This window comes from Phenylobacterium sp. RIFCSPHIGHO2_01_FULL_69_31 (assembly GCF_001824475.1).
Lineage (GTDB): Bacteria > Pseudomonadota > Alphaproteobacteria > Caulobacterales > Caulobacteraceae > Phenylobacterium.
The window spans coordinates 268,403-291,728 of the sequence record NZ_MHXN01000014.1 but is presented as its reverse complement, the minus strand read 5'-3'; the positions used below and the strand labels follow the sequence as shown (position 1 = coordinate 291,728).

The window sequence follows — 23,326 nt, the reverse complement described above, 5'->3', positions numbered from 1 at the left end:
CGATCCCTTCTCCTCACCCGTAGGGGGAGGGGGACCGCCCGAAGGGTGGTGGAGGGGGAAACGCCCCATCCGCCGAGCTCGTGGCAAAGCCCCCTCCACCATGCTCCGCATGGTCCCCCTCCCCAATGGGTGAAGAGGATCAGCCAGAAAGCCGCCCCGCCAACTCCTCACAGCCGCTAAACGTGGAGGCTCTGCCTTCGCCGGCGGGAAGGCTCTACGCGAGCCACCCCCCGGCCAGGAACGCCACGCCCGAGACCAGCGCGCCCAGGGCGAACCAGAGGAAGGCGTTGCTCCTCGGCGGCTCGGCTTCGACGACGGCGACGGGCTGGGTCATCCGCGCGATGTTGCGCAGCGCGGTCTCGGCTTCGCCCGCGAACTGCTTCACCCGGCTGACGGGCGAGAGTTCCCGGGCGATCCAGCGGCGGACGACCGGCTCGGAGGCGGCCCAGATGTCGTGCTCGGGATCGATCCGCCGGGCCACGCCCTCCACCGTCATCATGGTCTTCTGCAGCAGCACCAGCTCGGGCCGCAGGTGCATGTCGTAGAGGGCGGTGATCTCGAAGAGCTGGGTCAGCACCCGGCTCATGGCCACGGCGTTGGCGCGCTGGCCGAATACCGGCTCGCCCACCGCACGCAGGGCCTGGGCGAAGGCCGCCACGCTGTGGTGGCTCGGCACATAGCCGGCGTCGAAGTGCACCTGGGCCACGCGCGGGTAGTCCCGCTGCAGGAAGCCCCAGAGGATCTCGGCCAGGTAGCGCCGCTCGACCGCGCCCAGCCGGCCCATGATGCCGAAGTCCACCGCCTGCAGCCGCGCCGGGGCCGCCGCGAACAGGTTCCCCTCGTGCAGGTCGGCATGGAAGACGCCGTGGTCCAGCGCCTGGGCCAGGAACGCGCGGGTCAGGTTGTCGGCCAGCACCTTGCGGTCCAGTCCCGGCTGGCTCAGCGCCGCCTCGTCGGACAGGGCAAGGCCCTCGGCCCATTCCAGGGTGAGGACGCGCTTGCCCACCCCCTCCCACAGAACGCGCGGCGCGGACATGTAGCCATCCTTGGCCATGACCTCGGCGAGCTCGTCCGCGCCGGCCGCCTCGAGCCGCAGGTCCAGCTCCAGCTCGGTGGCCCGCACCACCGTGTCGGCGAACTTCACCGGCTCCAGCCGGCGGATCGGCGGGGCCCAGCGCTGCAGCAGGCGCGCGGCCAGCTCCAGGACGGCCGAGTCCGCCGCCACGCGGCGCTCGATGCCCGGGCGCAGCACCTTCACCGCCACCCGCCGGCCGTCGGCGAGTGTCGCGTCATGCGCCTGGGCGAGGGAGGCCGCCGCCACCGGCTCGCCGAAACGGGCGAACACCTCGTCCACCGGCCGGCCCAGCTCTTGCGCGACGATGGTCCGGGCCACGGCCATCGGGAACGGGGGCAGCCGGTCCTTCAGATGCCCGAGGTCCTCGGCGAACTGGCGTCCGAAGATGTCGCCGCGTGTGGACAGCAGCTGGCCCAGCTTGATCGCCACGGGCCCCAGCCCCTCCAGCGAGCGCGCCAGCCGCTCCCCCGGGCGTCCCTGGCGCCGGGTGGCGAACAGCCGAAGCGTATCGGCCAGCACCCGGACCGCGGGGGAATAGAAGGCGTCGAGCTCGCGCGGCAGCAGGGCGTCGTTGCGGACCAGTGTCCACCCGGCCCCGAACAGCCGACCATAGGCGCCCAGCGAGGCCATCGAGCCTAGATCGCCCGCCCGGTGTGCATGGCCGCCACGCCGCCCGAGAAGTTCGTCCAGCCCACCTGGCTGAAGCCCGCCTCCGCGATCATCGCGGCGAACGCCTTCTGGTCGGGGAACCGCCGGATGCTCTCCACGAGGTACTGGTAGCTCTCGCGGTCGTTGGCCACGCGGGCCCCGATCTCGGGGATCACCTTGAACGAATAGGCGTCGTAGGCGGCGCGCAGCGCCTCGGTCGTGGGCCGCGAGAACTCCAGGCAGATGAACCGCCCGCCCGGCTTCAGCACGCGCCGGGCTTCGCGCAGCGCCGCGGGAATGTCGGTCACGTTGCGGATGCCGAAGCTGATCACATAGGCGTCGGCGCAGCCCTCCGGCAGCGGCAGCCGCTGCGCGTCGCCCACGGCCCAGGCCATCTCGGGCAGCGAGCCCTTTTCGCGGCCCGCCATGATCATCTCGGCGTTGTAGTCGACCACGAAGACCTTCGCGTCCGCCCCGCCCCGCCGCTCCTGGGCCCGCCGGGCCAGCTTGGCGAAGCGCCGCGCCATGTCGCCGGTGCCGCCGGCGCAGTCGACGATGACCTCGCCCGGCTGCGGATTGAGCCGCGCCGCCACCGCGTCCTTCCAGAGCCGGTGCACGCCCCCGCTCATCAGGTCGTTCATGAGGTCGTAGCGCTTCGCCACGCGGTCGAAGACGCCGCGCACGAGGCCCGCCTTCTCGGAGGCGTCGACGTCGCGGAAGCCGAAGGTGGCCGAAGGTCCCGTCATGCGGCGTCTTTAGCGGGTGGGGCCTTGGCGCGCCAGCGATGGCGTGCCAAGCGGAAGCGCATGCCTGAATTGCCCGAAGTCGAGACGGTGCGGGGCGGCCTGGCGCCCGTGCTGGAAGGCCATCGGCTGGCGCGCGTGGAGGCGCGGCGGCCGGACCTGCGCTTCCCTCTGCCGCCCAACTTCGTGCAGTTCCTCACCGGCGCCACGATCGAGAAGCTGGAACGGCGCGCCAAATACCTCCTGGCCCGCCTGGATCGCGAGGACACCCTGGTGATGCACCTGGGCATGAGCGGCCGGTTCGAGATCGCCCGGCCCGAGGCCTCCAGCCGTCCGGGACAGTTCCACTACGCGCCCGACCCGGACCCCAAGCACGCCCACATCGTCTTCGAGACCGAGGCCGGGGCGCGGGTGACCTATTACGACCCTCGCCGATTCGGCTACATGGCCCTGGTCAACACGGCGACCCTGCACCTGCACCCCTGGTTCGCCGGCCTCGGGCCCGAGCCGCTGTCCGACGCCTTCGACGCCGCCCACCTCAAGGCCGCCTTCGCGAACCGCCGGCAAGGGCCGAAGACGCTGCTTCTCGACCAGAAGATCGTCGCGGGCCTCGGCAACATCTACGTTTGCGAGGCGCTGAACCGCGCCCGGATCTCGCCGTTCAAGCCGGCGGGGCGGATCAGCGGCCGGCGCCTCGAAAAACTCGCCCCCGAGATCAAGGCGGTCCTGCAGGAAGCGATCGCCGCGGGCGGCTCCACCTTGCGCGACTTCGCCCAGGCCGACGGGGCGTTGGGCTATTTCCAGCATCGCTTCCGCACCTACGACCGCGAGGGCCAACCCTGCTGCAACACCGGTTGCCGCGGGATCATCGACCGCGAGGTCCAGGCCGGCCGCTCCACCTTCTTCTGCCCGGTCTGCCAGACGTGAGCCCCTCCAAAGTGAAGCGTATCCTGACGGGGCTCTGCGCCGCCCTCCTCTCCCTCGCCGCCATCGCCGCGCCGGCCCGCGCCGCGCCGCCTGTCTGGGTGGTGAAGGACGCCGATTCCGAAATGCTGCTGTTCGGGTCGATCCACGTGCTGCCGCCGGGCCTCGCATGGCGCCCCGCCGCGCTGGACGCCGGGCTGAAGCGCGCCGACGACCTCTGGTTCGAGCTGCCCGCCGGCCCCGCGGCCGAGCAGGAGATCAGCCGCCTGGCGGCCTCGACCGGCGTCCTGCCGCCCGGACAGTCGCTGTTCACCCTGCTCACGCCCAAGGACGCCCAGTTGCTGCTCCGCGCGGCCGAGGGCCTGGGCGTGGACAAGACGACCCTCGATCGGCTGGAGCCGTGGCTGGCCGAGGTGGCCATCGCGGCCGCCGCCTACCGGGCCGCCGGCGCCGACACCCAGTTCGGCGTGGAGAAGATGGTGGAGGCCGCCGCGCCGCCGCGCGTCCGCCGCCAGGCGCTGGAAACGCCCGCCGAGCAGCTCAGCCTCTTCGACCAGTCGCCCCTCGCCGAACAGATCGCCTCCCTGAACCAGACCGTCCGCGAGCTGCAGGAGGACCCCGAGGGCTACAACAAGCTGGTCCGCGCCTGGCTCGCAGGGGACGTGACCACTCTGGACCAGGAAGCGCTGGAGCCCATGCGCCAGGCCTCTCCTGGGGTCTTCCAGCGCCTGGTGACCGACCGCAACGCCCGCTGGGTCGTGGAGCTGGACGGGCGGCTCAAGGGCAAGGGCCGAACCGTGGTCGTCGTGGGCGTCGGCCACCTGGTCGGCGCGGACGGCCTTCCCGCCCGGCTGCGGGCGCTTGGCTATTCGGTCACGGGGCCGTAAGTCGCTCCCACCTGACCGGAGCGCCCCATGAGCTATGAGACCCTGATCGTCGAGACGCCCAGCGCGGGCGTGACCCTGATCCGCCTGAACCGGCCCGAGGCGCTGAACGCGCTGAACAGCCAGGTTTTGGGCGAGCTTTCGGCCGCCCTGGACGCCGCTGAGGCCGACGAAGCGGTGCGCTGCGTGGTGCTCACCGGTTCGGATCGCGCCTTTGCCGCCGGCGCCGACATCAAGGAGATGTCGGACAAGTCCTACGCCCAGATGTTCGCCTCGAACTTCTTCGGCGCCGCGGGTCGGCGCGTGGAGCAGTTCCGCAAGCCGGTGATCGCGGCGGTGGCCGGCTACGCCCTGGGCGGCGGCTGCGAGCTGGCCATGCTCTGCGACTTCATCATCGCCGCCGAGACGGCGAAGTTCGGCCAGCCCGAGATCAACCTCGGCGTCATGCCCGGCATCGGCGGCACCCAGCGCCTGCCCCGGGCCGTGGGCAAGGCCAAGGCCATGGACATGGTCCTGACCGCCCGGATGATGGACGCGGCCGAGGCCGAGCGCGCGGGCCTGGTCTCGCGGATCGTGCCGGCCGACAAGCTGCTGGACGAGGCCCTGGCCGCCGCCGCCAAGATCGCCGCCCAGTCGCCCCTGGCGGTTATGATGAACAAGGAACTGGTGAACGCCGCCTTCGAGACCACCCTGGCCACCGGCGTGTCCATGGAGCGGCGGCTGTTCCACTCCCTGTTCGCCTTCGAGGACCAGAAGGAGGGCATGGCCGCCTTCGTCGAGAAGCGGAAGCCCGACTTCAAGGGCAGGTAGGCCGCGGCGAGATGGCGCCGAAGCGGCATTGACCCGCCCGGCCTGTTTCAGTATATCCGCGCCTCCAATTTCGCCCGCCGGCCAACCGGCGGGTGCTACCCGTTTCGAGAGCAGTTCCGAATGGCCAACACGCCCGGCTCCAAGAAGGCGGTCCGCAAGATCGCCCGCCGCACCGAAGTCAACACCGCCCGTCGTTCGCGCGTGCGCACCTTCCTGCGCAAGTTCGAAGAGGCTGTGACCTCGGGCGACGCCGGCGCCGCCAAGGACGCCTTCGTGAAGGCTCAGTCCGAGCTGATGCGCGCCGTCGGCAAGGGCGTGGTGCACAAGAACACCGGCTCGCGGAAGGTCTCGCGCCTGGCCGCTCAGCTCAAGAAGATGTCGGCGGCCTGATCGCCCCGGCCGCGGGCCTGCAGGGCCGGCGACAAGCTTGAGCGTAGGGGGCGTCATTCCCCCTCTTCGCCTCTAGGAATTCTGATCAGCGGCGCCCTCGCGGGCGCTGCTTTTTTGTGCGCGGAAATTGGCTTGCGGATGCGTCGCCTGCGACCGATTTGCTCAGCCTCCGCACACGGTTTTGGGGCTTTCCCTTGGACTGAAAAGGGTCCCCCGCGAGTCAACAGAAATAAGTCTCGACGCCGCAAAGAATCACCGTTGACCCCCTAGGCCCCCTCATTAGTGTCGGGGGTCTTACAGGCGTCTTTGACTTGATCCCGGCGGAAACCGGGACGGCGGCGGACCACATGTGTTCGGCGAATAAGAGCCTGTTTGTGTTGAATAAATAGGTAGTCAGGGGGTTCGGGGCCCTGCCTGCCAGCATGGAACGATGGGGTTGCTAGGAATGACGAGCGGGGGGGCTGCGGGAGCTATGGCAAGCGCGCCGGCATTGGCCGTGTGGGGCAAGACCTGCCAGGTTCTCAAGCGCGAGCTGGGCGACGCGACCTTTGGGTCCTGGCTGGGTCAGGCGGCCCTGCGCGAGTCCGGCGACGAAGTTTGCGTCGTGGCGGCTACGGGGGTGGCGCGCGACTGGATTCGGCACAATGCTTGGCGCCGGATCGGCGAGATCTGGGCGCAGAACGACCCCCTGGGTCGGCGCCTGGACCTGAAGTCCCGCATGGAGGTCGAGGCGGTGTCCATGGCCGCCCGCCCGCCGATCGCGGCCAACGGCCCGGCTCCGCGCGCGGCGGTGGCCCAGGCGGCCCCGCAAACGGCCGCCCAGACGGCGCAGGTGTTCGAGATCGAGGTGGAAGCCGTGGCCCCCGTCGCCGCCCGCCAGGGACGTCTCCAGGGCCTTCAGGAGCGCTATTCGTTCGACACCTTCGTGTCGGGGCCCGCCAACGAGTTCGCCTTCGCCGTGGCGCGCCGCGTCGCGTCCTGGGCCGATGGCCACTTCAACCCGGTCGTCTTCCATGGCCCGTACGGCTTCGGGAAGACCCACCTCCTCAACGCCCTGGCCTGGGAGGCCCTGCGCGCCTGCCCCGACAAGCGCGTGGTCTACCTGTCGGCCGAACGGTTCACCTCGACCTTCGTGAAGGCGCTGCAGGACAAGCAGACCGCCGCCTTCAAGGACGAACTTCGCAACGCCGACCTGCTGCTGATCGACGACGTCCACTTCGTGGCCGGCAAGACCCAGACCCAGGAAGAGCTGTTCCACACGCTCATCGCCCTGGTCGAGGACGGCCGCCGCGTGGTGCTGACCGCCGACCGCTCGCCCACCGAACTCAGCGAGATGGAGCCGCGCCTGCGCTCGCACCTGCAGGCCGGCCTGGTCTGCGGCATCGAGCCGGCCGACCGCACCCTCCGGCTGGGGATCCTGGAGCGCAAGCTGCACACCCTGGCCGCCCAGGGCGGCTTCCACCCCGCCGCACGGCCCGAAGTGCTCCAGTTCCTGGCCGACCGCTTCACCGACAGCGTGCGCGAGCTGGAGGGGGCCCTCAACACCCTGGTGGCCCGCGTGGGCGGCGAGATCGCCCGCCTCACCCTGGACGAGGCCCAGGCCATCCTGCGGCCCCACCTGTCGGTGACCGAGCGCAAGGTGACCGTGGACATGATCCAGAAGGTCGTGGCCGAGCACTATGCGCTCAAGCAGGCCGACCTGATCTCCGAGCGCCGCGCCCGCGCGGTGGCCCGCCCCCGGCAGGTGGCCATGTGGCTGGCCAAGCAGATCACCACGCGCTCCCTGCCCGACATCGGCCGCCGCTTCGGCGGGCGTGACCACACCACCGTCCTGCACGCCGTGCGCCGCATCGAGGCGCTGAAGGGCGAAGACGCCACGATCGCCCGCGACGTGGACGTCCTGCTGCGCAAGCTGCGCGGCTGAACACGCCTTTTGTGGGGAGCGCTGACGGAGGGCCCGCCGCAAGGCGGGCCCTTTGCCGTTCCGGCCGCCCAGCAAACCTCGCTCCGCCGCGAGGAAATATGATGATCATCATATAAAAGTATGACCGCCCCTGCCTTGAGGGCTGAGGGGCTCCGTTTCCATCTGACTACGCATCGCCGGCGACTGTTCGATCGGCAGGAGATGCGAGATGAGCGACAAGATTTCCAAGGGCGCGGCGCTGGTGACCGGCGCCTCGAGCGGCATCGGCGCGGTGTACGCCGACCGCCTGGCAAAGCGGGGCTACGACCTGATCCTTGCGGCCCGCGACGAGGGCCGGATGAACGCCCTGGCCGCCCGGCTCCGCGCCGAGACCGGCGTGAAGGTGGACGTGGTCCGCGCCGACCTCACCCAGCGCGACGACCTGGCGCGGCTCGAGACCCGCCTCCGCGAGGACGCCAGCGTGACCCTGCTCGTCAACAATGCCGGCGCGGCGCTGTTCGGCAGCTTCACGGACAGCGGCCCCGACAGACTGGAGGACCTGATCCAGCTGAACGTCGTCGCCGTGACCCGACTGGCCCACGCCGCCGCCACCGGCTTCGGGCCGCGCGGGCGCGGAACCATCGTCAACATCGCCTCGATCGTCGGCCTGGCCCCCGAACTGTTCCCCGGCTCGGTCTATGGCGCCACCAAGGCGTACGTCACCTACCTCACCCAAACCCTGCACGCCGCCCTGGCGCCGCAGGGCCTTACCTTCCAGGCGGTCCTGCCGGGCGCGACGCGCACCGAGATCTGGGACCGTTCGGGCCACGGCCTGGCCAACGTCCCCGACGAGATCCTGATGCCCGTGGACGAACTGGTGGACGCCGCCCTGGCCGGACTGGACGCCGGCGAGCTGGTGACCATCCCTTCCCTCCCCGACCCGGCGGACTGGGCCGCCCTCGAGGCGGCGCGCCAGAAGCTGGGGCCGAACCTGTCGGCCAAGCGCCCGGCCGCCCGCTACGGCGTCAAGGTCGCCGAACCCGCTTAAGTCCAACGAAAAGGGCGGCCGCATCGCTGCGGCCGCCCTCGTCATCTCAGCCCAGGCTGCCGGCGTTTAGGCGTCGGCGGTTTCGGCCTGCTTGGCGGACAGGTCCTCGCCGGTCTCCTGGTCGACGACCTTCATGGAGAGGCGGGTCTTGCCGCGGTCGTCGAAGCCCAGGAGCTTCACCTTGACCGCCTGGCCTTCCTGCAGGACGTCCGAGACCTTGTTCACGCGCTCGTTGGCGATCTGGCTCACGTGGACCAGGCCGTCCTTGGCGCCGAAGAAGTTCACGAAGGCGCCGAAGTCGACGATCTTGACCACCTTGCCGGTGTAGATCGCACCGATTTCCGGCTCCGAGGCGATGGACTTGATCCACTCCTTGGCCGCGTCGATCTTCGACTGCTCGGCGGCCGCGATCTTAATCGTGCCGTCTTCGCCGATGTCGATCTTGGCGCCGGTCTCGGCGGTGATCTCGCGGATCACCTTGCCGCCCGAGCCGATCACTTCGCGGATCTTGTCGACCGCGATCTTGATGGTCTCGATCTTCGGCGCGAACTCGCCCAGCTCGGCGCGAGGCGCCTCCATGGCCTTGTTCATTTCATTGAGGATGTGGTCACGGCCGCCCTTCGCCTGCGCGAGGGCCTGCTTCATGATCTCCTCGGTGATGCCGGCGATCTTGATGTCCATCTGCAGCGACGTGATGCCGTCGGACGTGCCGGCGACCTTGAAGTCCATGTCGCCGAGGTGGTCTTCGTCGCCCAGGATGTCCGAGAGAACGGCGAAGCCGTCGCTCTCCAGGATCAGGCCCATGGCGATGCCCGACACCGGCTTCTTCAGCGGCACGCCGGCGTCCATCAGGGCCAGCGAGGAGCCGCAGACCGAGGCCATCGACGAGGAGCCGTTGGACTCGAAGATCTCCGAGACCAGGCGGATCGTGTAGGGGAACTCTTCGTAGGGCGGCAGCATCGGGCGGATCGCCCGCCACGCCAGCTTGCCGTGACCCACTTCGCGGCGGCCCGGCGCGCCCATGCGGCCCGTTTCCCCGACCGAGAAGGGGGGGAAATTGTAGTGAAGCATGAACTTCTCATAGTACTTGCCGTCGAGGGCATCGATGAGCTGTTCGTCGTCGCCGGTGCCCAGCGTCGCCACGACCAGGGCCTGGGTCTCGCCGCGGGTGAACAGCGCCGAGCCGTGGGCCCGGGGCAGCACGCCCACTTCCGAGACGATCTGGCGGACCTGGTCGACCTTGCGGCCGTCGATCCGGATGCCGGTGTCGAGGATCGAGCGACGGACCACGTCCGCCTCCAGTTCCTTGAACACGCCGCCCAGCTTGTCGGCGGCGATGCCGTTCGGGTTGGCATCGGACTTGCCGAAGTGACCCACGGCCTTGTCCTTGGCGGCGCTGAGGGCCGCGTGGCGCTCGGTCTTGCCGGTGATCTTGTAGGCCGCGGCCAGGTCCTTGCCGATCAGCTTCTTCACGTCCGCCTTGATGGCGTCGGTGTCGTCCGGCGTGAACTCGAACGGCTCCTTGGCGGAGTGCTCGGCCAGCTCGATGATCGCGTCGATCACCGCCTGCATGCCCTTGTGCGCGAAAGTGACGCCGCCCAGGACTTCGTCTTCCGACAGCTCCTGGATCTCGGACTCCACCATCATCACGGCGTCCTGGGTGCCGGCGACCACCAGGTCCATCCGGCTTTCCTTCATCTGGTCGGTCGTCGGGTTCAGGACGTACTCGCCGTCGATGAAGCCGACGCGCGCGGCGCCGATCGGGCCCATGAAGGGGGCGCCGGAGATCACCAGGGCGGCCGAGGCGGCGACCAGGGCGACGATGTCGGGATCGTTCTCGAGGTCATGCGCCAGCACCGTGGTGACGACCTGGACCTCGTTCTTGAAGCCTTTCACGAACAGCGGGCGGATCGGACGGTCGATCAGGCGGCTGGTGAGGGTTTCCTTCTGCGAGGGAGCGCCCTCGCGGCGGGGGAAGCTGCCGGGGATCTTGCCCGCGGCGTAGAACTTCTCCTGGTAGTTCACGGTAAGCGGGAAGAAGTCCTGACCGGGCTTGGCGCTCTTGGCGTAGACGGCGGTCGCCAGGACCATGGTCTCGCCGTAGGTGGCCAGGACGGCGCCGTCGGCCTGACGAGCCATGCGGCCGGTTTCGAGCGTCAGCGTCTTGCCGCCCCACTCGATGGTCTTGCGTTTGATATCGAACATTTCTGCTTCTTTCTCGTCCCGCGGGCGTATTCCCGACGGGGGCGGACAGGGGATCGGTCTTCCGAAATCCTCTCCAATGGCACAGGCGGTGAGGATCTCGTCCGACCCTCGGCGTGTGTGGGGGAACTCACGCCCCCCGGTCGCCGCATGGATCCCCCGGCCTGTGACGGAGGAGCAGCCTCAAATGAGAAACGGACCCGGTTTCCTGGCGGGAAACGGGTCCGTTCGAAGAACTAGCGACGCAGGCCGAGCTTCTCGATGAGCGCCTGATAGCGGGCCGCGTCGGCCTTCTTCAGGTGGTCGAGGAGCGAACGACGGGCGGAGACCAGCTTCAGCAGGCCCCGGCGCGAGTGGTTGTCCTTCTTGTGCGTCTTGAAGTGCTCGGTGAGGTTCGCAATCCGTTCGGACATGATCGCCACTTGCACTTCGGCGCTGCCCGTGTCCGCGTCGCCGCGGGCATGGGTCTTGATGACTTCGGCTTTACGTTCGGCCGTGATCGACATCGGGTTTCTCCGCTCTCAAAGATTGAAGACGCGCGAGGGTTCGAGCCGTCCCGCACGCATCTCGCAGAGCGCCACCATCGACCCGCCCGACATGGCTGAAACGGTTCTTGAGCCCGGCTTGAGCCCGGCCTTGACCGCTTCCACCTGTCGGGGAACGAGAACGATCGATCGTCCCTGCTTTAATCGAAAAGCGTCTTCATCGGTCACGGCGAGCACCGGGATGTCGTCCAGTGCCGTCTCGACCGGAAGCAGGGCCTCCGATTGGCGGGCCTTATGCCCTAAATCCTCAAGCAATTCCAGTGCGACCGCCGATTGCTCCGTGAACCGCCCCACACGCGTGCGGCGAAGCGCGCTCACGTGGCCGCAGGCCCCGAGCGCCTCGGCGATGTCGCGGACCAGGGCGCGGACGTAGGTGCCCTTGCCGCAGTCCACCTCCAGGTTGACGTGGTCCGGATCCTCGGCGTCCACCACACGGGCGTCGAACACGTTCACTTTGCGCGAGGCCAGCTCGACGGTCTCGCCCGCGCGGGCCAGGTCATAGGCGCGCTCGCCGTCCACCTTGATCGCGGAATAGGCCGGCGGAACCTGGTCGATCTCGCCGACGAAGCGCGGCAGCACGGCCTGCACCTGGGCGATCGTCGGCCGCACGTCGGACTCGGCGATGGTCTCGCCCTCGCGGTCATAGGTCGCAGTCGTGCGGCCCCAGGCGATGGTGAAGCGGTACGACTTGTCGGCGTCCACCAGGAACGGGACGGTCTTGGTGGCTTCGCCCAGGGCGATCGGCAGGATGCCGGTGGCCAGCGGGTCCAGCGTTCCGGCATGGCCCGCCTTCTGCGCGTCGAACAGACGTCGGATCCGGCCGACCGCGTGGGTCGAGGTCAGGTCGTAGGGTTTGTCGAGGTTGATCCAGCCCGAAATGGCCTGGCCCCGCTTGCGGCGGGCCATCAGTCCTCGTCCTTCCAGGAATCGGAGGGGGCGTCCGGGGTCAGGTCCTGGCGCACGCGCGGATCGTCGAACAGGCGCGCCATCCGCGCCGCCTCGTTGAAGCTCTCGTCGTGGCGGAAGTGGACGTCGGGCGTGAAGCGCATGTCGATCATCCGGCCCAGGTGGCCGCGCACGAACTTCGAGTGCCTGTTCAGCGCCTTGACCACTTCGTCGGCATTCTCGCCGCCCAGGGGCTCGACGAAGACGGTGGCGTGGCGCAGGTCCGGGTTCATCCGCACCTCGGTGACGGTCACCGAGACGCCGGCCAGCACCGGATCGTTGATCTCTTCCTCGCGGAAGATCTCGACCAGGGCGTGGCGAACCAGTTCGCCGGCGCGCAGCTGCCGCTGCGACGGGCCCTGCGGCGCGGCGCGGCCATTGGAGGGAGAACGTTTCATGGGGATCAGCCTTCGCAACCCTGCCGGGCGGATCGGACGCCCGCGCAGGAAAGCGCGGGCTTCTAGTCGCGCGCCGTCCGATTGTCCAGCGCGGCGCCCCCCGATCGCTTCGCGAGCTCTCCCGAAAGGGGAGCATCTACGGCGTGAGATCCTCCCCCTCCTGGGGAGGTCCCGAGCGCAGCGAGGGGGCGGGGGTTCACGCCCCCGTCCTCTCCTTGAAGAACGCGATCACCCGCTGTTCGGCGGCCTTCGTCGGGCCATCCTCCTTCAGGTGCAGCGTCAGGACCGAGTGTGGCGGGATGATCGCCGGCGCGGCGTCCTCGTCCTCGAGTTCGATGGCTTCAAAGCGGTCGCCCAGCTCGCGGCGATAGGTCTCGAAGCGCGCGTCCGGGACCAGCTTGTCGCTCTTAAACCGCAGGCCCAGCACCGACAGGTCCTCGCCCGCCAGTCGGCCTTTCACGCACGACAGCTCCTGCGGGGACACGCCAATCTGCGCCGCGCCCTTTTTGCTGATCGGCAGGGACGGCTGCGACAGCACGGGCGCAACCATCGACGGATCGGTCATCATCGCCAGGGCGAAGCCACCGGTGAAGCACATGCCGACCGCACCCACGCCCTTGCCGCCGCACTCCGCATGGGCCTTGCGCGACAGCGCCCGCAGCCAGTCGGCCACCGGGCTCGAGCGGTCGCCTCGCCAGACGTAGAATTCGCGCCGGATGCACAGCACGCCCAGCGCCGTCGCCAGGGTGTAGCCTCGGCTGACCGGCTTGCCCGGCGTGCCGAAGAGGCTTGGGCAGAAGACGGTCATCCCCGCCTCGGCCACCCGGTCGGCGAAGCGGACCACCAGGGGGTGCAGACCCGGCATCTCATGCATCACGATCACCGCCGGCCCGGAACCGCGGCGATAGACGGGATAGGTTCGCCCAGCGTGGGTGAAGTCGAACTTGTCGTACGCGGCCAGCGCGTCGTCGTGCCCCATGCCCATCCCCCCTGTTCGGAGGGAGCTTAAGCCGATCAGCGCTTGAGGCGCAGCATCGAAAGGTCGCCCTCGAAGCCCGACAGCTTCCAGCGGCCGTCCGGCGCCTTGGCGAAGATCAGCAGGCAGGGCCCGTCCTTCTTGGTCACCGCGCAGACGCGACTGTCCGGCAGCTCGCGCAGCATGGTCGAGATGCCGATCGGCCCGGGGATCTTCATGTCGGGCCGATAGCCGTAATAGTCGGCCACCGCGCGGAAGACGCCGGGCTGCACCAGCGCCTCGCCGGCCAGTTCGGCCAGGCCCGGCGCCAGGATGGCGGCCAGGCCCATGGGCACGCGCCCGTCCCTGGACGCCTCCGCCACCAGCCGCTGCTGGATCTCGCGCTTCAGGGCCGGACGGTCCACCAGCGTCTCGAAGGTGGCGGCATCGCCATCGCGGATCGAGATCAGCAGCGCATGGACGTCACCGGCCGCGTCGAGCTTCTGCACCGTCGCGCAGGCGGACAGGGTGAGGGCCATCAGAGCGATCAGGAACGCGCGCATGTCATTCTCCAGGTTACAGGCTGCGCCTTGGCGCCCTCATCCCATGTCGATTCCGAACCGCGCATGAACGGTCCAGACGGGCCCTCGGCGCCCGCGCGTCCAGAACGGCCGGCAAGCAACCGACGAAAAGGCCTCCCCCGTTTCCGGAGGAGGCCTTCGCAACTGCGCTGACGACAAAGCGGACGCTAGAGCGACCGCTTCACCTCCTCGAGGTTGAAGCACTCGATAACGTCGCCCGGCTTGATGTCCTGGAAGCCCTGGAACGCCATGCCGCACTCCTGGCCGGACGGGACCTCGTTGACCTCGTCCTTGAAGCGCTTGAGCGTCTGGAGGACCCCCAGTTCCAGCACCACCACATCCTGGCGGATGATCCGGACGCGCGCGCCCTTGCGGACCACGCCCTCGGTGACCCGGCAGCCCGCGACCCGGCCAACCTTCGAGATATCGAAGGCTTGCAGGACCTCGGCGTTGCCCAGGAAGGTTTCGCGCTGGATCGGCGCCAGCATGCCCGAGAGCACGCCTTTGATGTCGTCGATCAGATCGTAGATGATCGAGTAGTAGCGGATCTCGACGCCTTCGCGCTCGGCCAGCGCCTGCGCCTGCTTCGAGGCGCGGACGTTGAAGCCAAGGATCGGCGAACCGGCGCCCTTGGCCAGCATGACGTCGCTCTCGCTGATGGCGCCCGCGCCCGACAGGATGATCCGCGCACGAACCTCCTCGTGCGCCAGTTTCTCCAGCGACCCGATGATGGCTTCGGCGGAACCCTGCACGTCGGCCTTGATGATGACCGGCAGTTCCGAGACCTTCTTGTCGGCCAGCTTGGCCATCATGTCGGCCAGGCTCGCGCTCTGGACCGGCGCGCCGGCCTTTTCGCGCTTCACGCGGATCCGGTACTCGGTCAGCTCGCGGGCCCGGGCGTCGTTCTCCACGACGGCGAAGGGCTCGCCCGGGGCGGGCGTGCCGTCCAGGCCGAGGATCTCCACCGGGACCGAGGGGCCAGCCTCGTCCAGCTGCTCGCCGCGCTCGTTCAGCAGGGCGCGAACCCGGCCGAACGTGTCGCCGGCCACGACGATGTCGCCGCGCTTCAGCGTGCCGCGCTTGACCAGCACGGTCGAGACGGCGCCACGGCCGCGGTCCAGCTTGGCCTCGATGACGACGCCGTCCGCGGTGCGGTCGGGGTTCGCCTTAAGGTCCAGCACCTCGGCCTGCAGCAGGATGGCCTCGATCAGGTCGTCCAGGCCCATCTTCTGGGTGGCCGAGACCTCGATGGCCTGGGTGTCGCCGCCCAGGCTTTCCACCACGATCTCGTGCTGCAGCAGCTCGTTGATGACGCGGGTCGGATCGGCGCCGGGTTTGTCGATCTTGTTGATCGCCACGATGATCGGGGCCCCAGCGGCCTTGGCGTGATTGATCGCCTCGATCGTCTGCGGCATCACGCCGTCGTCGGCGGCCACAACCAGCACCACGATGTCGGTCACATTGGCGCCCCGCATCCGCATGGCGGAGAAGGCGGCGTGGCCGGGGGTGTCGAGGAAGGTGACCTTCTCGCCGCTTTCCAGGCGCACCTGATAAGCGCCGATGTGCTGGGTGATCCCGCCGTGTTCGCCCGCGACCACGTCGGTGGAGCGCAGGGCGTCGAGCAACGAGGTCTTGCCGTGGTCGACGTGGCCCATGACGGTCACGACGGCCGGACGCGGCGCCAGGTGATCGTCCACGTCCTCGGCGCCGATGAAGCCTTCTTCAACATCAGCCTCGGACACGCGCTTCACGGTGTGGCCGAACTCGGTGGCCACCAGTTCGGCGGTGTCGTTGTCGATGACGTCGTTGATCTTCAGCATCACGCCCTGACGCATCAGGAACTTGATGATCTCGACGCCGCGCGTGGCCATCCGGTTGGCGAGCTCGCCCACCGTGATCACGTCGGGGATGACGACTTCGCGGGCCACGCGGGCCTGCTCCTGGACGCCACCCTTGCGCTTCTCGCGCTCACGCTCGCGGGCGCGGCGGACCGAAGCGAGCGAGCGCATCCGCTCTGCGCCCTCGGCGTCGCCGGCCACGGTCTGGATCGTCAGGCGGCCTTCACGGCGCATCGGCGCGCCCTTGGCGCGGCTGATCGCCTTGCCGGGGCCGGCGTCGCGGCGACGGTCGTCCTCGTCCGGACGGCGGTCCATCGCAGCGCCGCCGGGACGCGGAGCCTGGCGCGCGGCGCGCTGGACTTCGGGCGTGCCGGTCCGGGGACCGCCGGGACCACGCGGGCCGCCAGGGCCGCGGGGACCGCCGGGTGCCGGACGGGGGGCCAGGGCCGAATAGCGAACGGTGCCGCCCTCGGGACGCGGAGCGCCGCCCTGGGGCGGACCACGGTCGTCGCGCCGCGGCGGACCGCGATCGTCCCGCGGCGGGCGCGGGCCGTCGGCGCGAGGCGCACGCTGGCCGAAGTTGGCGTTCTCGTAGCGGCCCTGGGGCCGCTCGGGACGGTAGGTGGTCGTGGTCGGACGATCGTCACGGCGATCGTGCGACGGCTGATAGGTGCGGGTCTGGCCGGCCGGCGGGGGGCCGGAAGGGGCCTGGGGACGCGGCGCGGGCGCGGCGGCCTGCGCCGGCGGAGCGGCGGCCTGGACCGGAGGCGGCGGCGCGGCCGCCGGAGCGGGGGCGGCCGGAGCCGGGGCCGCAGCCTGGGCAGCGGGCGGGGGGGTCAGGGGGGCCTGCGGCGCCGCAGCGGCCGGCGGGGCGGCCGGGGCCTGAGCCGCGGCCTGGGCGGCGCGGGCGGCCTCGGCCTCGGCGCGGGCGCGCTCTTCGCGGGCGCGGCGCTCGGCCTCCTGCTGGGCCTGGGCGGCGCGAGCAGCTTCGATCACGCGTTGGCGGGCGGCGCGCTCTTCGGGCGAGAGGCCGTCGTTCGGCTGGGCGGGGCGCTGGCCCTGCGGCGGGGCGGCGGGGCGCTGCGGCGGCTCGAACACGCGGCGCTCGGCGTTGGACGGAGCGGCCAGATTGCCGCCGCCGGCCGCGTGGGGACGCGCCCGCTTGGTCTCGACGACCACCGTCTTCGTCCGGCCGTGGCTGAAGCTCTGCTTCACCGTGCCCGAGCTGACGGACCCGCCGGTGCGGGGCTTCAGCGTGAGGGGCTTACGGCCGTTGTTGTTGTCTTCGCTCATTCGCTCGCTTTACTCAGCCCCGGGCGGATCCCGGTCATCCATCTCAAAACGTCGCCTGCCTCAAACGAGGAGAGGCGGAAAGCCTCATGGCTCCCGCTTGGCCTCGACAGGCTCCTCGCGCCAATCCTCAGGAAGGAGCGGACTGAACCCCGCCAGGCGTCGGACATCTTCGGCCCAACGCTCGGCGGCTCGCCCCGCAAGGAAGGCGGTGTGTATCACATTCTCCAGCCCTAAGGCCAAACCCAATTCGGCGGCGCCGAAGACGCCCACCACGCCGGGGGCCGGGGAAGCTTTGCGGGCCAGCGCCATGATCTTGCGCCGCCCATCGGCCGCGCCGTCGGTCGCTTCGATCAGCCAGGCGGCCTTGCCCGACGAAATGGCGGAGGAAACTTTCTCGAACCCGGAGGTAAGGTCGCCGGCGCGGCGCGCAAGCCCCAGGCCCGACAAAAGCCGGACCCGCAGCAGGGCTTCGACCTGATCGGCCAGGTCGGGCGGCGCCGCGACCTTGGCCTTGGCGGCCCGCGCGAATAGGCCCTTTTTCGCGGCCGCCGTCACCGAAGCGCGGTCGGCCGCCACCCACATGCCGCGGCCGGGCAGTTTGCGCGCCAGGTCGGGGACCGCCTGGCCGTCGGGGCCCGTCACGAAGCGGATCAGCCGCGCCTCTTCCATCACCTCGCCGGACACGATGTCGCGCCGTTCGCGCGACGCCGCGGCGAGGGTGGGATGGGGCCTAGCGGCGGATGTCTCCACGACGGGTCACCTCACCGACCTTACGCGTCGCGCGCTTCGCCGGCCATTTCGGCCTCGGCGAACGCTTCGTCGCTGGGTTCGGCTTCGCCGTCGGCCTCAGCCGCGACCTCTTCCTCGACAGGCTCCGGCTCCGGGGGAGCCTCGACCCAGCCCATGGCGATCCGGGCGCGCATGATCAGCAGCTCGGCGTCGGCCGGCTCCAGGTTGAAGCTCTCCAGGATGCCGGGCTCGCGCACACGCTCGCCGTTCTTGCTCTCGAACCAGCCGCGCAGATCGTCCGGCACCAGGCCGGCCAGGTCCTCGATGGTCTTCACGTCGCCCTGGCCGAGGGCCACGGCCATCGGCAGGGTGATCCCTTCGATCTCGAGCAGGCTGTCCTCGACCCCCAGCTCCTTGCGCTTGGCGTCGTACTCGGCGGCTTCCTTGTCCAGATACTCCTGGGCGCGGGCCTGGATCTCGGCGCCGGTGTCCTCATCGAAGCCCTCGATCGAGGCGATCTCCGAGACATCGACGTAGGCCACGTCCTCGACCGAGGCGAAACCCTCGGTGACCAGCAGCTGGGCGATGACCTCGTCCACGTCCAGGGCTTCCTGGAAGAGGGCCGTGCGCTCGGCGAACTCGCGCTGGCGACGCTCGCTTTCCTGGCTCTCGGTCATGATGTCGATCTGCCAGCCGGTCAGCTGGGAGGCCAGGCGGACGTTCTGGCCGCGGCGGCCGATGGCCAGCGACAGCTGCTCGTCGGGCACCACCACTTCGACCCGCTCGTCCTCCTCGTCCATCACGACCTTGGAGACTTCGGCCGGCGCCAGGGCGTTGACGATGAAGGTCGCCTCGTCCTGGCTCCACTGGATGATGTCGATCTTCTCGCCCTGCAGCTCGGCCACCACCGCCTGCACGCGGCTGCCGCGCATGCCGACGCAGGCGCCGACGGGGTCGATGGAGCTGTCGTTGGAGATGACCGCCATCTTGGCGCGGCTGCCCGGGTCGCGGGCCACGGCCCGGATCTCGATGACCCCGTCGTACACTTCCGGCACTTCCTGGGCGAACAGCTTGGCCATGAAGCCGCCATGGGCGCGGCTCAGCAGGATTTGCGGGCCCTTGGTCTCGCGGCGGACGTCGTAGATGTAGCAGCGGATCCGGTCGCCGATATTGAAGTTCTCGCGCGGGATCGACTGGTCGCGCCGCATGATGCCTTCGCCGCGGCCCAGGTCGACGACCACGTTGCCGTATTCGACGCGCTTGACCGTGCCGTTGACGATCTCACCCACACGGTCCTTGTACTCTTCGTACTGGCGCTCGCGCTCGGCGTCGCGGACCTTACCCATCACAACCTGGCGGGCCATCTGGGTCTGCACGCGGCCGAACTCGAAGGGCGGCAGCAGTTCCTCGTAGGTCTTGCCGACCACCGCATCCTTGTCGCGGCGCTTGGCGTCGGCCAGGCGCAGGATGCCCGGCGGCTCTTCGACCGGCAGCTCATTGCCCTCTTCGTCGACCCCGCCGCCGAACACGGCGTCGTCGGACACGACGGTCACCACGCGCTTGATCGTCGTCTCGCCGGTCTTCGGATCGATGTGGACGCGGATGTCGTGCTCGGCGCCGTAGCGCGAGCGGGCGCCCTTCTGGATCGCCTCTTCGATCGCCTCGATGACGATCTCCTTGTCGATCGACTTCTCGCGGGCCACCGCTTCGGCGATCTGCAGGAGTTCAAGCCGGTTGGCCGAAATGCCGGTCAGGCTCATGGGGTTCTTCCCTCTACTCGGTCGTCTGTTGTTCGGATGCGAGGCGGGCGGCGCGGCTGGCGGCCCCCCGCTTCATGAGTTCGTCGTTCAGCACCAGCTTGGCCTCGACGATCCAGGCGAAGGGGATCATGGCCGTGGCCTCCTCCCCCTCCAGGTCGATTCCGACCTGGTCGCCTTCGATCCCGGCCAGCACGCCGCGGAAACGCTTGCGCCCCTCGGCCAGCCGGTCCAGTTCGATCTTCACCTCGAAGCCCTCGTGGGCCTCGAAGTCGGACAGGCGGGTCAGGGGCCGGTCGATCCCCGGCGACGACACCTCCAGCAGATACTCCCCGCTGATCGGGTCAGCGGCGTCCATGACCTCGGAGACGGCGCGGCTGAGGCGTGCGCAATCCTCGACGTTCATGTCGCCATCGGAGGGGCGCTCGGCCATGATCTGCAGCTTCCGGCGCTCGTTCCCACCCATCAGGCGCAGGCGGACGATGGCATAGCCCGCCGCCTCGGCCACGGGGTCGAGCAGCTCCAGAAGTTTCAGATCCTCAGCGGTCTTCCCGCGCATGCCAAGCCTGGGCCCTAGTAAAGAAAAAAGCGGCCGGGCCGGAGCCCGCCGCTCGTAGGCGCCATACAGCGCTAACGGACGATGTTGAGGGATATATAGCCGGCGATCAGGGACTTGTCAGCCCTATTGCGACTCGTCCCCCTTCCCTCGCGCCGCCGGATGGGCCACAGAGCGCGCCTTCCTTTGTGTGTCTCGCGAAAGACCATCCTCCCATGGACCTCTCCAAGATTCCCGTCGGCAAGAACCCGCCGTACGACGTCAACGCTCTCATCGAGATCCCGCAGGGCGGCGAACCGGTGAAGTACGAGATCGACAAGGAAAGCGGCGCGATCTTCGTCGACCGCTTCCTGCACACAGCGATGTTCTACCCGGGCAACTACGGCTTCATCCCGCACACCCTGGCCGACGATGGCGACCCGATGGACATCATCGTGGTGGGCCCGACGCCGGTGGTGCCGGGCGCGATCATCCGCGCGCGGCCGGTGGGCGCCCTGATCATGCGCGACGAGGCGGGTGGCGACGAAAAGGTCCTGGCCGTGCCGGTGGACGCGCTGCACCCCTTCTACGCGGGCGTGGACAGCTGGCGGTCGCTGCCGGCCATCCTGACCGAGCAGATCGCCCACTTCTTCAAGCACTACAAGGACCTGGAGAAGGGCAAGAGCGTCGAGATCGTCCGCTGGGCCGATCCGGAAGAGGCCGGCGAACTGATCCGCCAGTCAATCGAAGCCTACCGGGTCGCCAACGCCGGCTAATTGCGGGCGAAGTCGAGGAAGACCGGCGCGCAATCGCCCAGGCGCTTCTCCTCGTAGCGGGTGGTGATGTGGTCGGCCGGCGGGATCCGCCAGTCGTCCGCACGCCCCGCCGTCCAGGCGAAGGCCGGATGGGCGAGGAAGCGCTCAAGGGCCTGGTCCACGTAGCTCGCCACGTCGCTGGCGAAGCGCAGCCGCCCGCCAGGGCGCAGGGTCCGGGCGAGCTCGCTCACCAGCTCCGGCTGCACGAGGCGTCGCTTCTGCTGGCGGGTCTTGGGCCAAGGATCTGGAAACAGGATGAAGACCCGCGCCAGGCTGGCGTCGGGCAGCCTGGCGATGAGATCGCGCACGTCGCCGTCATGCAGCCGGACATTCTCCAGACCCTGCTCGTCGATGTGGCGCACCGCGCTGGCGACCCCGTTCACGAAGGGCTCGGCGCCGATGATCAGGACGTCCGGCGCGCGCCCGGCCTGGGCCGCCATGTGTTCGCCGCCGCCGAAGCCGATCTCCAGCCAAGCCTCCCGGGCGCCGGGCATCAGCGCCGCCGGCGCGATGGGGCCCGCCGGGACGCGTAGGCTGGGCAGGCGCGCCTCCATCAGCGCGGCCTGGCGCGGCTTGATCGGCCGCGACTTCAGACGGCCGAACGAGCGGAGCGGCGGGTGGTGGTCGGACATCCGCAGGCTCTAGCGCAGAGCGTCGACGATCGCGATAGCGACAGCCGCCGAAAGCCCGACCCAGACGAGCCCGACGGCGATCGCCGCAGCTTTGCTGATCGGGCGTCTCGCGGCCGCCTCCGCCTCTTTGCGATGCGCGGCGAGCACCTCGGCCGGGATCAACCGAAGCGCCAGCCAGAGACCGGCCGGAACCAGGATGAGATCGTCGAGGTAGCCGAGCACGGGCACGAAGTCGGGGATGAGGTCGATAGGCGAGAACGCGTAAGCCGCCACGACGATCGCGACGGCCTTGGCGTACCAGGGCGTCCGCGGATCTCGGGCCGCGAGCCAGACGGCGTGGGCGTCACGCTTCAGCGCGAACGCCCAGGCCCGCAGGCCCATCAGGCCAGCGACTTCAATTGCTCGGTCAGGTCGGTCTTCTCCCAGGAGAAGCCGCCTTCGTTGTCGGGCTGGCGACCGAAGTGGCCGTAGGCGGCCGTCCGCGCGTAGATCGGACGGTTCAGCTGCAGGTGCTCGCGGATCGCCCGCGGCGTGGCGCCGCCGATCATCTGCGGCAGGGCCAGTTCCAGCTTCGCCGGGTCGACTTCGCCCGTGCCGTGCAGATCGACGTAGAAGCTCAGCGGATTGGCCACGCCAATGGCGTAGCTGATCTGGATCGTGCACTTCCGCGCCAGGCCCGCGGCGACGACGTTCTTGGCCAGGTAGCGGCAGGCGTAGGCGGCGGAGCGGTCGACCTTGGTCGGGTCCTTGCCCGAGAAGGCGCCGCCGCCGTGCGGGCTGGCGCCGCCGTAGGTGTCGACGATGATCTTACGGCCGGTCAGGCCCGCGTCGCCGTCCGGCCCGCCGATCTCGAAACGGCCGGTCGGATTGATGTGCCACTTGGTCTTCTTGGTGATCAGGCCGGCCGGGATGACGCTCTCGACGTAAGGCTTGATCACGCCTTCCAGGCGCTTCGGCGTGGCGATGTGCAGGCCCATGCGCTTCTTGTGCTGGGTCGAGACCACGATCTGCAGGATCTCGACCGGCCGGCCGTCCTCATACCGCACCGTGACCTGGCTCTTGGCGTCCGGCTCGAGCACCGCGCACTCGCCCGAGTGGCGGACTTCGGCCAGCTTCCGCAGGATGTCGTGGCTGTACTGCAGGGTCGCCGGCATCAGCGCCGGCGTCTCGTCGCAGGCGTAGCCGAACATGATCCCCTGGTCGCCCGCGCCTTCGTCCTTCTTGTCGGAGGCGTCGACGCCCTGGGCGATGTGGGCCGACTGTTCGTGCAGGTGGCAGGCGTACTTCGCCTTGTTCCAGTGGAAGCCCTTCTGCTCGTAGCCGATGTCCTTGATCGCGGCGCGGACCTTGGGCTCCAGCGACTTCACGATTTCCTTGGTCAGGGCCTTGTTCTCGGCCTTGGAGGCGCCCGGCTTGCCCGCGCGGACTTCGCCGGCCAGCACGATCCGGTTGGTGGTCACCAGGGTCTCGCACGCCACCCGGGCCTGCGGCTCGACGCTGAGGAACGCGTCGACGACGGTGTCCGAGATGCGGTCGGCCACCTTGTCGGGATGACCCTCGGACACGCTTTCGCTGGTGAAGATGTAGCTGGAACGGCTCAAGGGCTAGGCTCCGGAGAAGGACGCGGCATGGATGACGGCCGGCAAGTAGGTCGCTCGCCTATAAAGAAATCCTTA

The 23,326-nt window shown here is 69.4% G+C and carries 21 protein-coding genes and 1 pseudogene; 7 read left to right on the top strand and 15 right to left on the bottom strand.

Features of this window, described 5'->3' with window-relative positions; translation table 11 throughout:
• Positions 1 to 214: 214 nt before the first annotated feature.
• Both ubiB and A2790_RS10700 read right to left on the bottom strand, forming a co-directional pair.
• Positions 215 to 1,705, bottom strand: coding sequence for a 2-polyprenylphenol 6-hydroxylase (gene ubiB, locus A2790_RS10705; protein ID WP_293391069.1), 1,491 nt, complete (start codon positions 1,703 to 1,705; stop codon positions 215 to 217).
• Positions 1,706 to 1,710: 5 nt separating this feature from the next.
• Positions 1,711 to 2,469, bottom strand: a complete 759-nt coding sequence (locus A2790_RS10700; protein ID WP_293391066.1) for a class I SAM-dependent methyltransferase — start codon at positions 2,467 to 2,469, stop codon at positions 1,711 to 1,713.
• Positions 2,470 to 2,529: 60 nt separating this feature from the next.
• Between A2790_RS10700 and mutM the strand changes: the two genes are divergently transcribed.
• From mutM to A2790_RS10670, 6 genes are all read left to right on the top strand, one after another.
• Positions 2,530 to 3,393: a bifunctional DNA-formamidopyrimidine glycosylase/DNA-(apurinic or apyrimidinic site) lyase gene (gene mutM, locus A2790_RS10695; RefSeq protein ID WP_293391063.1), complete on the top strand. Its 864-nt coding sequence runs from the start codon at positions 2,530 to 2,532 to the stop codon at positions 3,391 to 3,393.
• A gap of 11 nt (positions 3,394 to 3,404) precedes the next feature.
• The gene (locus A2790_RS10690; protein WP_293391060.1) at positions 3,405 to 4,277 is read left to right on the top strand and encodes a TraB/GumN family protein; all 873 of its coding nucleotides are present in this window, start codon (positions 3,405 to 3,407) and stop codon (positions 4,275 to 4,277) included.
• A 27-nt stretch (positions 4,278 to 4,304) separates the two neighbouring features.
• Positions 4,305 to 5,084, top strand: coding sequence for an enoyl-CoA hydratase (locus tag A2790_RS10685; RefSeq protein ID WP_293391057.1), 780 nt, complete (start codon positions 4,305 to 4,307; stop codon positions 5,082 to 5,084).
• Between the two features lie 120 nt (positions 5,085 to 5,204).
• Positions 5,205 to 5,474 carry a 30S ribosomal protein S20 gene (rpsT, locus tag A2790_RS10680; protein WP_068877314.1) on the top strand — a complete coding sequence of 90 codons (270 nt, stop codon included), beginning with the start codon at positions 5,205 to 5,207 and terminating at the stop codon, positions 5,472 to 5,474.
• A 430-nt stretch (positions 5,475 to 5,904) separates the two neighbouring features.
• Positions 5,905 to 7,398, top strand: coding sequence for a chromosomal replication initiator protein DnaA (gene dnaA, locus A2790_RS10675; protein ID WP_293391052.1), 1,494 nt, complete (start codon positions 5,905 to 5,907; stop codon positions 7,396 to 7,398).
• Between the two features lie 208 nt (positions 7,399 to 7,606).
• Entirely contained in the window at positions 7,607 to 8,425 is an 819-nt protein-coding gene (locus tag A2790_RS10670) for an SDR family oxidoreductase (RefSeq protein ID WP_293391049.1), read from the top strand.
• Positions 8,426 to 8,491: 66 nt separating this feature from the next.
• On the opposite strand, the gene pnp is transcribed toward A2790_RS10670, so the two are convergent.
• The 10 genes from pnp to rimP form a co-directional block, all read right to left on the bottom strand.
• Positions 8,492 to 10,630 (bottom strand): polyribonucleotide nucleotidyltransferase, encoded by a 2,139-nt coding sequence (pnp, locus tag A2790_RS10665; protein WP_293391046.1) that lies wholly within the window; start codon positions 10,628 to 10,630, stop codon positions 8,492 to 8,494.
• A 233-nt stretch (positions 10,631 to 10,863) separates the two neighbouring features.
• Positions 10,864 to 11,133, bottom strand: coding sequence for a 30S ribosomal protein S15 (rpsO, locus tag A2790_RS10660; protein WP_293391043.1), 270 nt, complete (start codon positions 11,131 to 11,133; stop codon positions 10,864 to 10,866).
• A 15-nt stretch (positions 11,134 to 11,148) separates the two neighbouring features.
• Positions 11,149 to 12,078 carry a tRNA pseudouridine(55) synthase TruB gene (truB, locus tag A2790_RS10655; RefSeq protein ID WP_293391040.1) on the bottom strand — a complete coding sequence of 310 codons (930 nt, stop codon included), beginning with the start codon at positions 12,076 to 12,078 and terminating at the stop codon, positions 11,149 to 11,151.
• Complete coding sequence (rbfA, locus tag A2790_RS10650; protein ID WP_293391037.1) at positions 12,078 to 12,515, bottom strand: 30S ribosome-binding factor RbfA; 438 nt, start codon at positions 12,513 to 12,515, stop codon at positions 12,078 to 12,080. Before rbfA ends, truB begins: the two co-directional genes overlap by 1 nt.
• A gap of 196 nt (positions 12,516 to 12,711) precedes the next feature.
• A complete protein-coding gene (locus tag A2790_RS10645) occupies positions 12,712 to 13,494 on the bottom strand; it encodes a dienelactone hydrolase family protein (protein ID WP_293391034.1) in 783 nt (260 codons plus the stop codon).
• A 35-nt stretch (positions 13,495 to 13,529) separates the two neighbouring features.
• Positions 13,530 to 14,033, bottom strand: a complete 504-nt coding sequence (locus tag A2790_RS10640) for a DUF2939 domain-containing protein (protein ID WP_293391031.1) — start codon at positions 14,031 to 14,033, stop codon at positions 13,530 to 13,532.
• 185 nt (positions 14,034 to 14,218) lie between these two features.
• Positions 14,219 to 17,182 (bottom strand): translation initiation factor IF-2, encoded by a 2,964-nt coding sequence (infB, locus tag A2790_RS10635; protein ID WP_293391028.1) that lies wholly within the window; start codon positions 17,180 to 17,182, stop codon positions 14,219 to 14,221.
• A gap of 84 nt (positions 17,183 to 17,266) precedes the next feature.
• Complete coding sequence (locus A2790_RS10630; RefSeq protein ID WP_293391025.1) at positions 17,267 to 17,932, bottom strand: RNA-binding protein; 666 nt, start codon at positions 17,930 to 17,932, stop codon at positions 17,267 to 17,269.
• Positions 17,933 to 17,952: 20 nt separating this feature from the next.
• Positions 17,953 to 19,671, bottom strand: coding sequence for a transcription termination factor NusA (gene nusA, locus A2790_RS10625; RefSeq protein ID WP_293391022.1), 1,719 nt, complete (start codon positions 19,669 to 19,671; stop codon positions 17,953 to 17,955).
• A gap of 13 nt (positions 19,672 to 19,684) precedes the next feature.
• A complete protein-coding gene (gene rimP / locus A2790_RS10620; RefSeq protein ID WP_293391019.1) occupies positions 19,685 to 20,227 on the bottom strand; it encodes a ribosome maturation factor RimP in 543 nt (180 codons plus the stop codon).
• Positions 20,228 to 20,439: 212 nt separating this feature from the next.
• Here rimP and ppa point away from each other — a divergent pair, with 212 nt between their 5' ends.
• Entirely contained in the window at positions 20,440 to 20,979 is a 540-nt protein-coding gene (gene ppa, locus A2790_RS10615; RefSeq protein WP_068878810.1) for an inorganic diphosphatase, read from the top strand.
• Here the strand turns inward: ppa and trmB are convergent.
• The 3 genes and pseudogenes from trmB to metK all read right to left on the bottom strand — a co-directional run bounded on the left by trmB (position 20,976) and on the right by metK (position 23,251).
• Complete coding sequence (gene trmB, locus A2790_RS10610) at positions 20,976 to 21,650, bottom strand: tRNA (guanosine(46)-N7)-methyltransferase TrmB (RefSeq protein WP_293391016.1); 675 nt, start codon at positions 21,648 to 21,650, stop codon at positions 20,976 to 20,978. The two genes, ppa and trmB, sit on opposite strands and share 4 nt — an antisense overlap.
• Positions 21,651 to 21,710: 60 nt before the next feature.
• Positions 21,711 to 22,022, bottom strand: a pseudogene (locus A2790_RS10605) (DUF1232 domain-containing protein); the annotation flags it as partial.
• Positions 22,023 to 22,030: 8 nt separating this feature from the next.
• Positions 22,031 to 23,251, bottom strand: coding sequence for a methionine adenosyltransferase (gene metK / locus A2790_RS10600; RefSeq protein ID WP_293391013.1), 1,221 nt, complete (start codon positions 23,249 to 23,251; stop codon positions 22,031 to 22,033).
• Between the last annotated feature and the right edge of the window lie 75 nt (positions 23,252 to 23,326).

Excerpts from the sequence above, each read along its gene's own strand:
- A2790_RS10685 (WP_293391057.1), top strand. The coding sequence starts at position 4,305 with ATGAGCTATGAGACCCTGATCGTCGAGACGCCCAGCGCGGGCGTGACC.
- A2790_RS10670 (WP_293391049.1), top strand. The coding sequence starts at position 7,607 with ATGAGCGACAAGATTTCCAAGGGCGCGGCGCTGGTGACCGGCGCCTCG.
- A2790_RS10700 (WP_293391066.1), bottom strand. The coding sequence starts at position 2,469 with ATGACGGGACCTTCGGCCACCTTCGGCTTCCGCGACGTCGACGCCTCC.
- nusA (WP_293391022.1), bottom strand. The coding sequence starts at position 19,671 with ATGAGCCTGACCGGCATTTCGGCCAACCGGCTTGAACTCCTGCAGATC.
- dnaA (WP_293391052.1), top strand. The coding sequence starts at position 5,905 with ATGGGGTTGCTAGGAATGACGAGCGGGGGGGCTGCGGGAGCTATGGCA.
- truB (WP_293391040.1), bottom strand. The coding sequence starts at position 12,078 with ATGGCCCGCCGCAAGCGGGGCCAGGCCATTTCGGGCTGGATCAACCTC.
- rimP (WP_293391019.1), bottom strand. The coding sequence starts at position 20,227 with ATGCGCGGGAAGACCGCTGAGGATCTGAAACTTCTGGAGCTGCTCGAC.
- pnp (WP_293391046.1), bottom strand. The coding sequence starts at position 10,630 with ATGTTCGATATCAAACGCAAGACCATCGAGTGGGGCGGCAAGACGCTG.
- rpsT (WP_068877314.1), top strand. The coding sequence starts at position 5,205 with ATGGCCAACACGCCCGGCTCCAAGAAGGCGGTCCGCAAGATCGCCCGC.
- A2790_RS10645 (WP_293391034.1), bottom strand. The coding sequence starts at position 13,494 with ATGGGGCACGACGACGCGCTGGCCGCGTACGACAAGTTCGACTTCACC.
- rpsO (WP_293391043.1), bottom strand. The coding sequence starts at position 11,133 with ATGTCGATCACGGCCGAACGTAAAGCCGAAGTCATCAAGACCCATGCC.
- infB (WP_293391028.1), bottom strand. The coding sequence starts at position 17,182 with ATGAGCGAAGACAACAACAACGGCCGTAAGCCCCTCACGCTGAAGCCC.
- trmB (WP_293391016.1), bottom strand. The coding sequence starts at position 21,650 with ATGTCCGACCACCACCCGCCGCTCCGCTCGTTCGGCCGTCTGAAGTCG.
- mutM (WP_293391063.1), top strand. The coding sequence starts at position 2,530 with ATGCCTGAATTGCCCGAAGTCGAGACGGTGCGGGGCGGCCTGGCGCCC.
- ppa (WP_068878810.1), top strand. The coding sequence starts at position 20,440 with ATGGACCTCTCCAAGATTCCCGTCGGCAAGAACCCGCCGTACGACGTC.
- rbfA (WP_293391037.1), bottom strand. The coding sequence starts at position 12,515 with ATGAAACGTTCTCCCTCCAATGGCCGCGCCGCGCCGCAGGGCCCGTCG.
- A2790_RS10640 (WP_293391031.1), bottom strand. The coding sequence starts at position 14,033 with ATGCGCGCGTTCCTGATCGCTCTGATGGCCCTCACCCTGTCCGCCTGC.
- ubiB (WP_293391069.1), bottom strand. The coding sequence starts at position 1,705 with ATGGCCTCGCTGGGCGCCTATGGTCGGCTGTTCGGGGCCGGGTGGACA.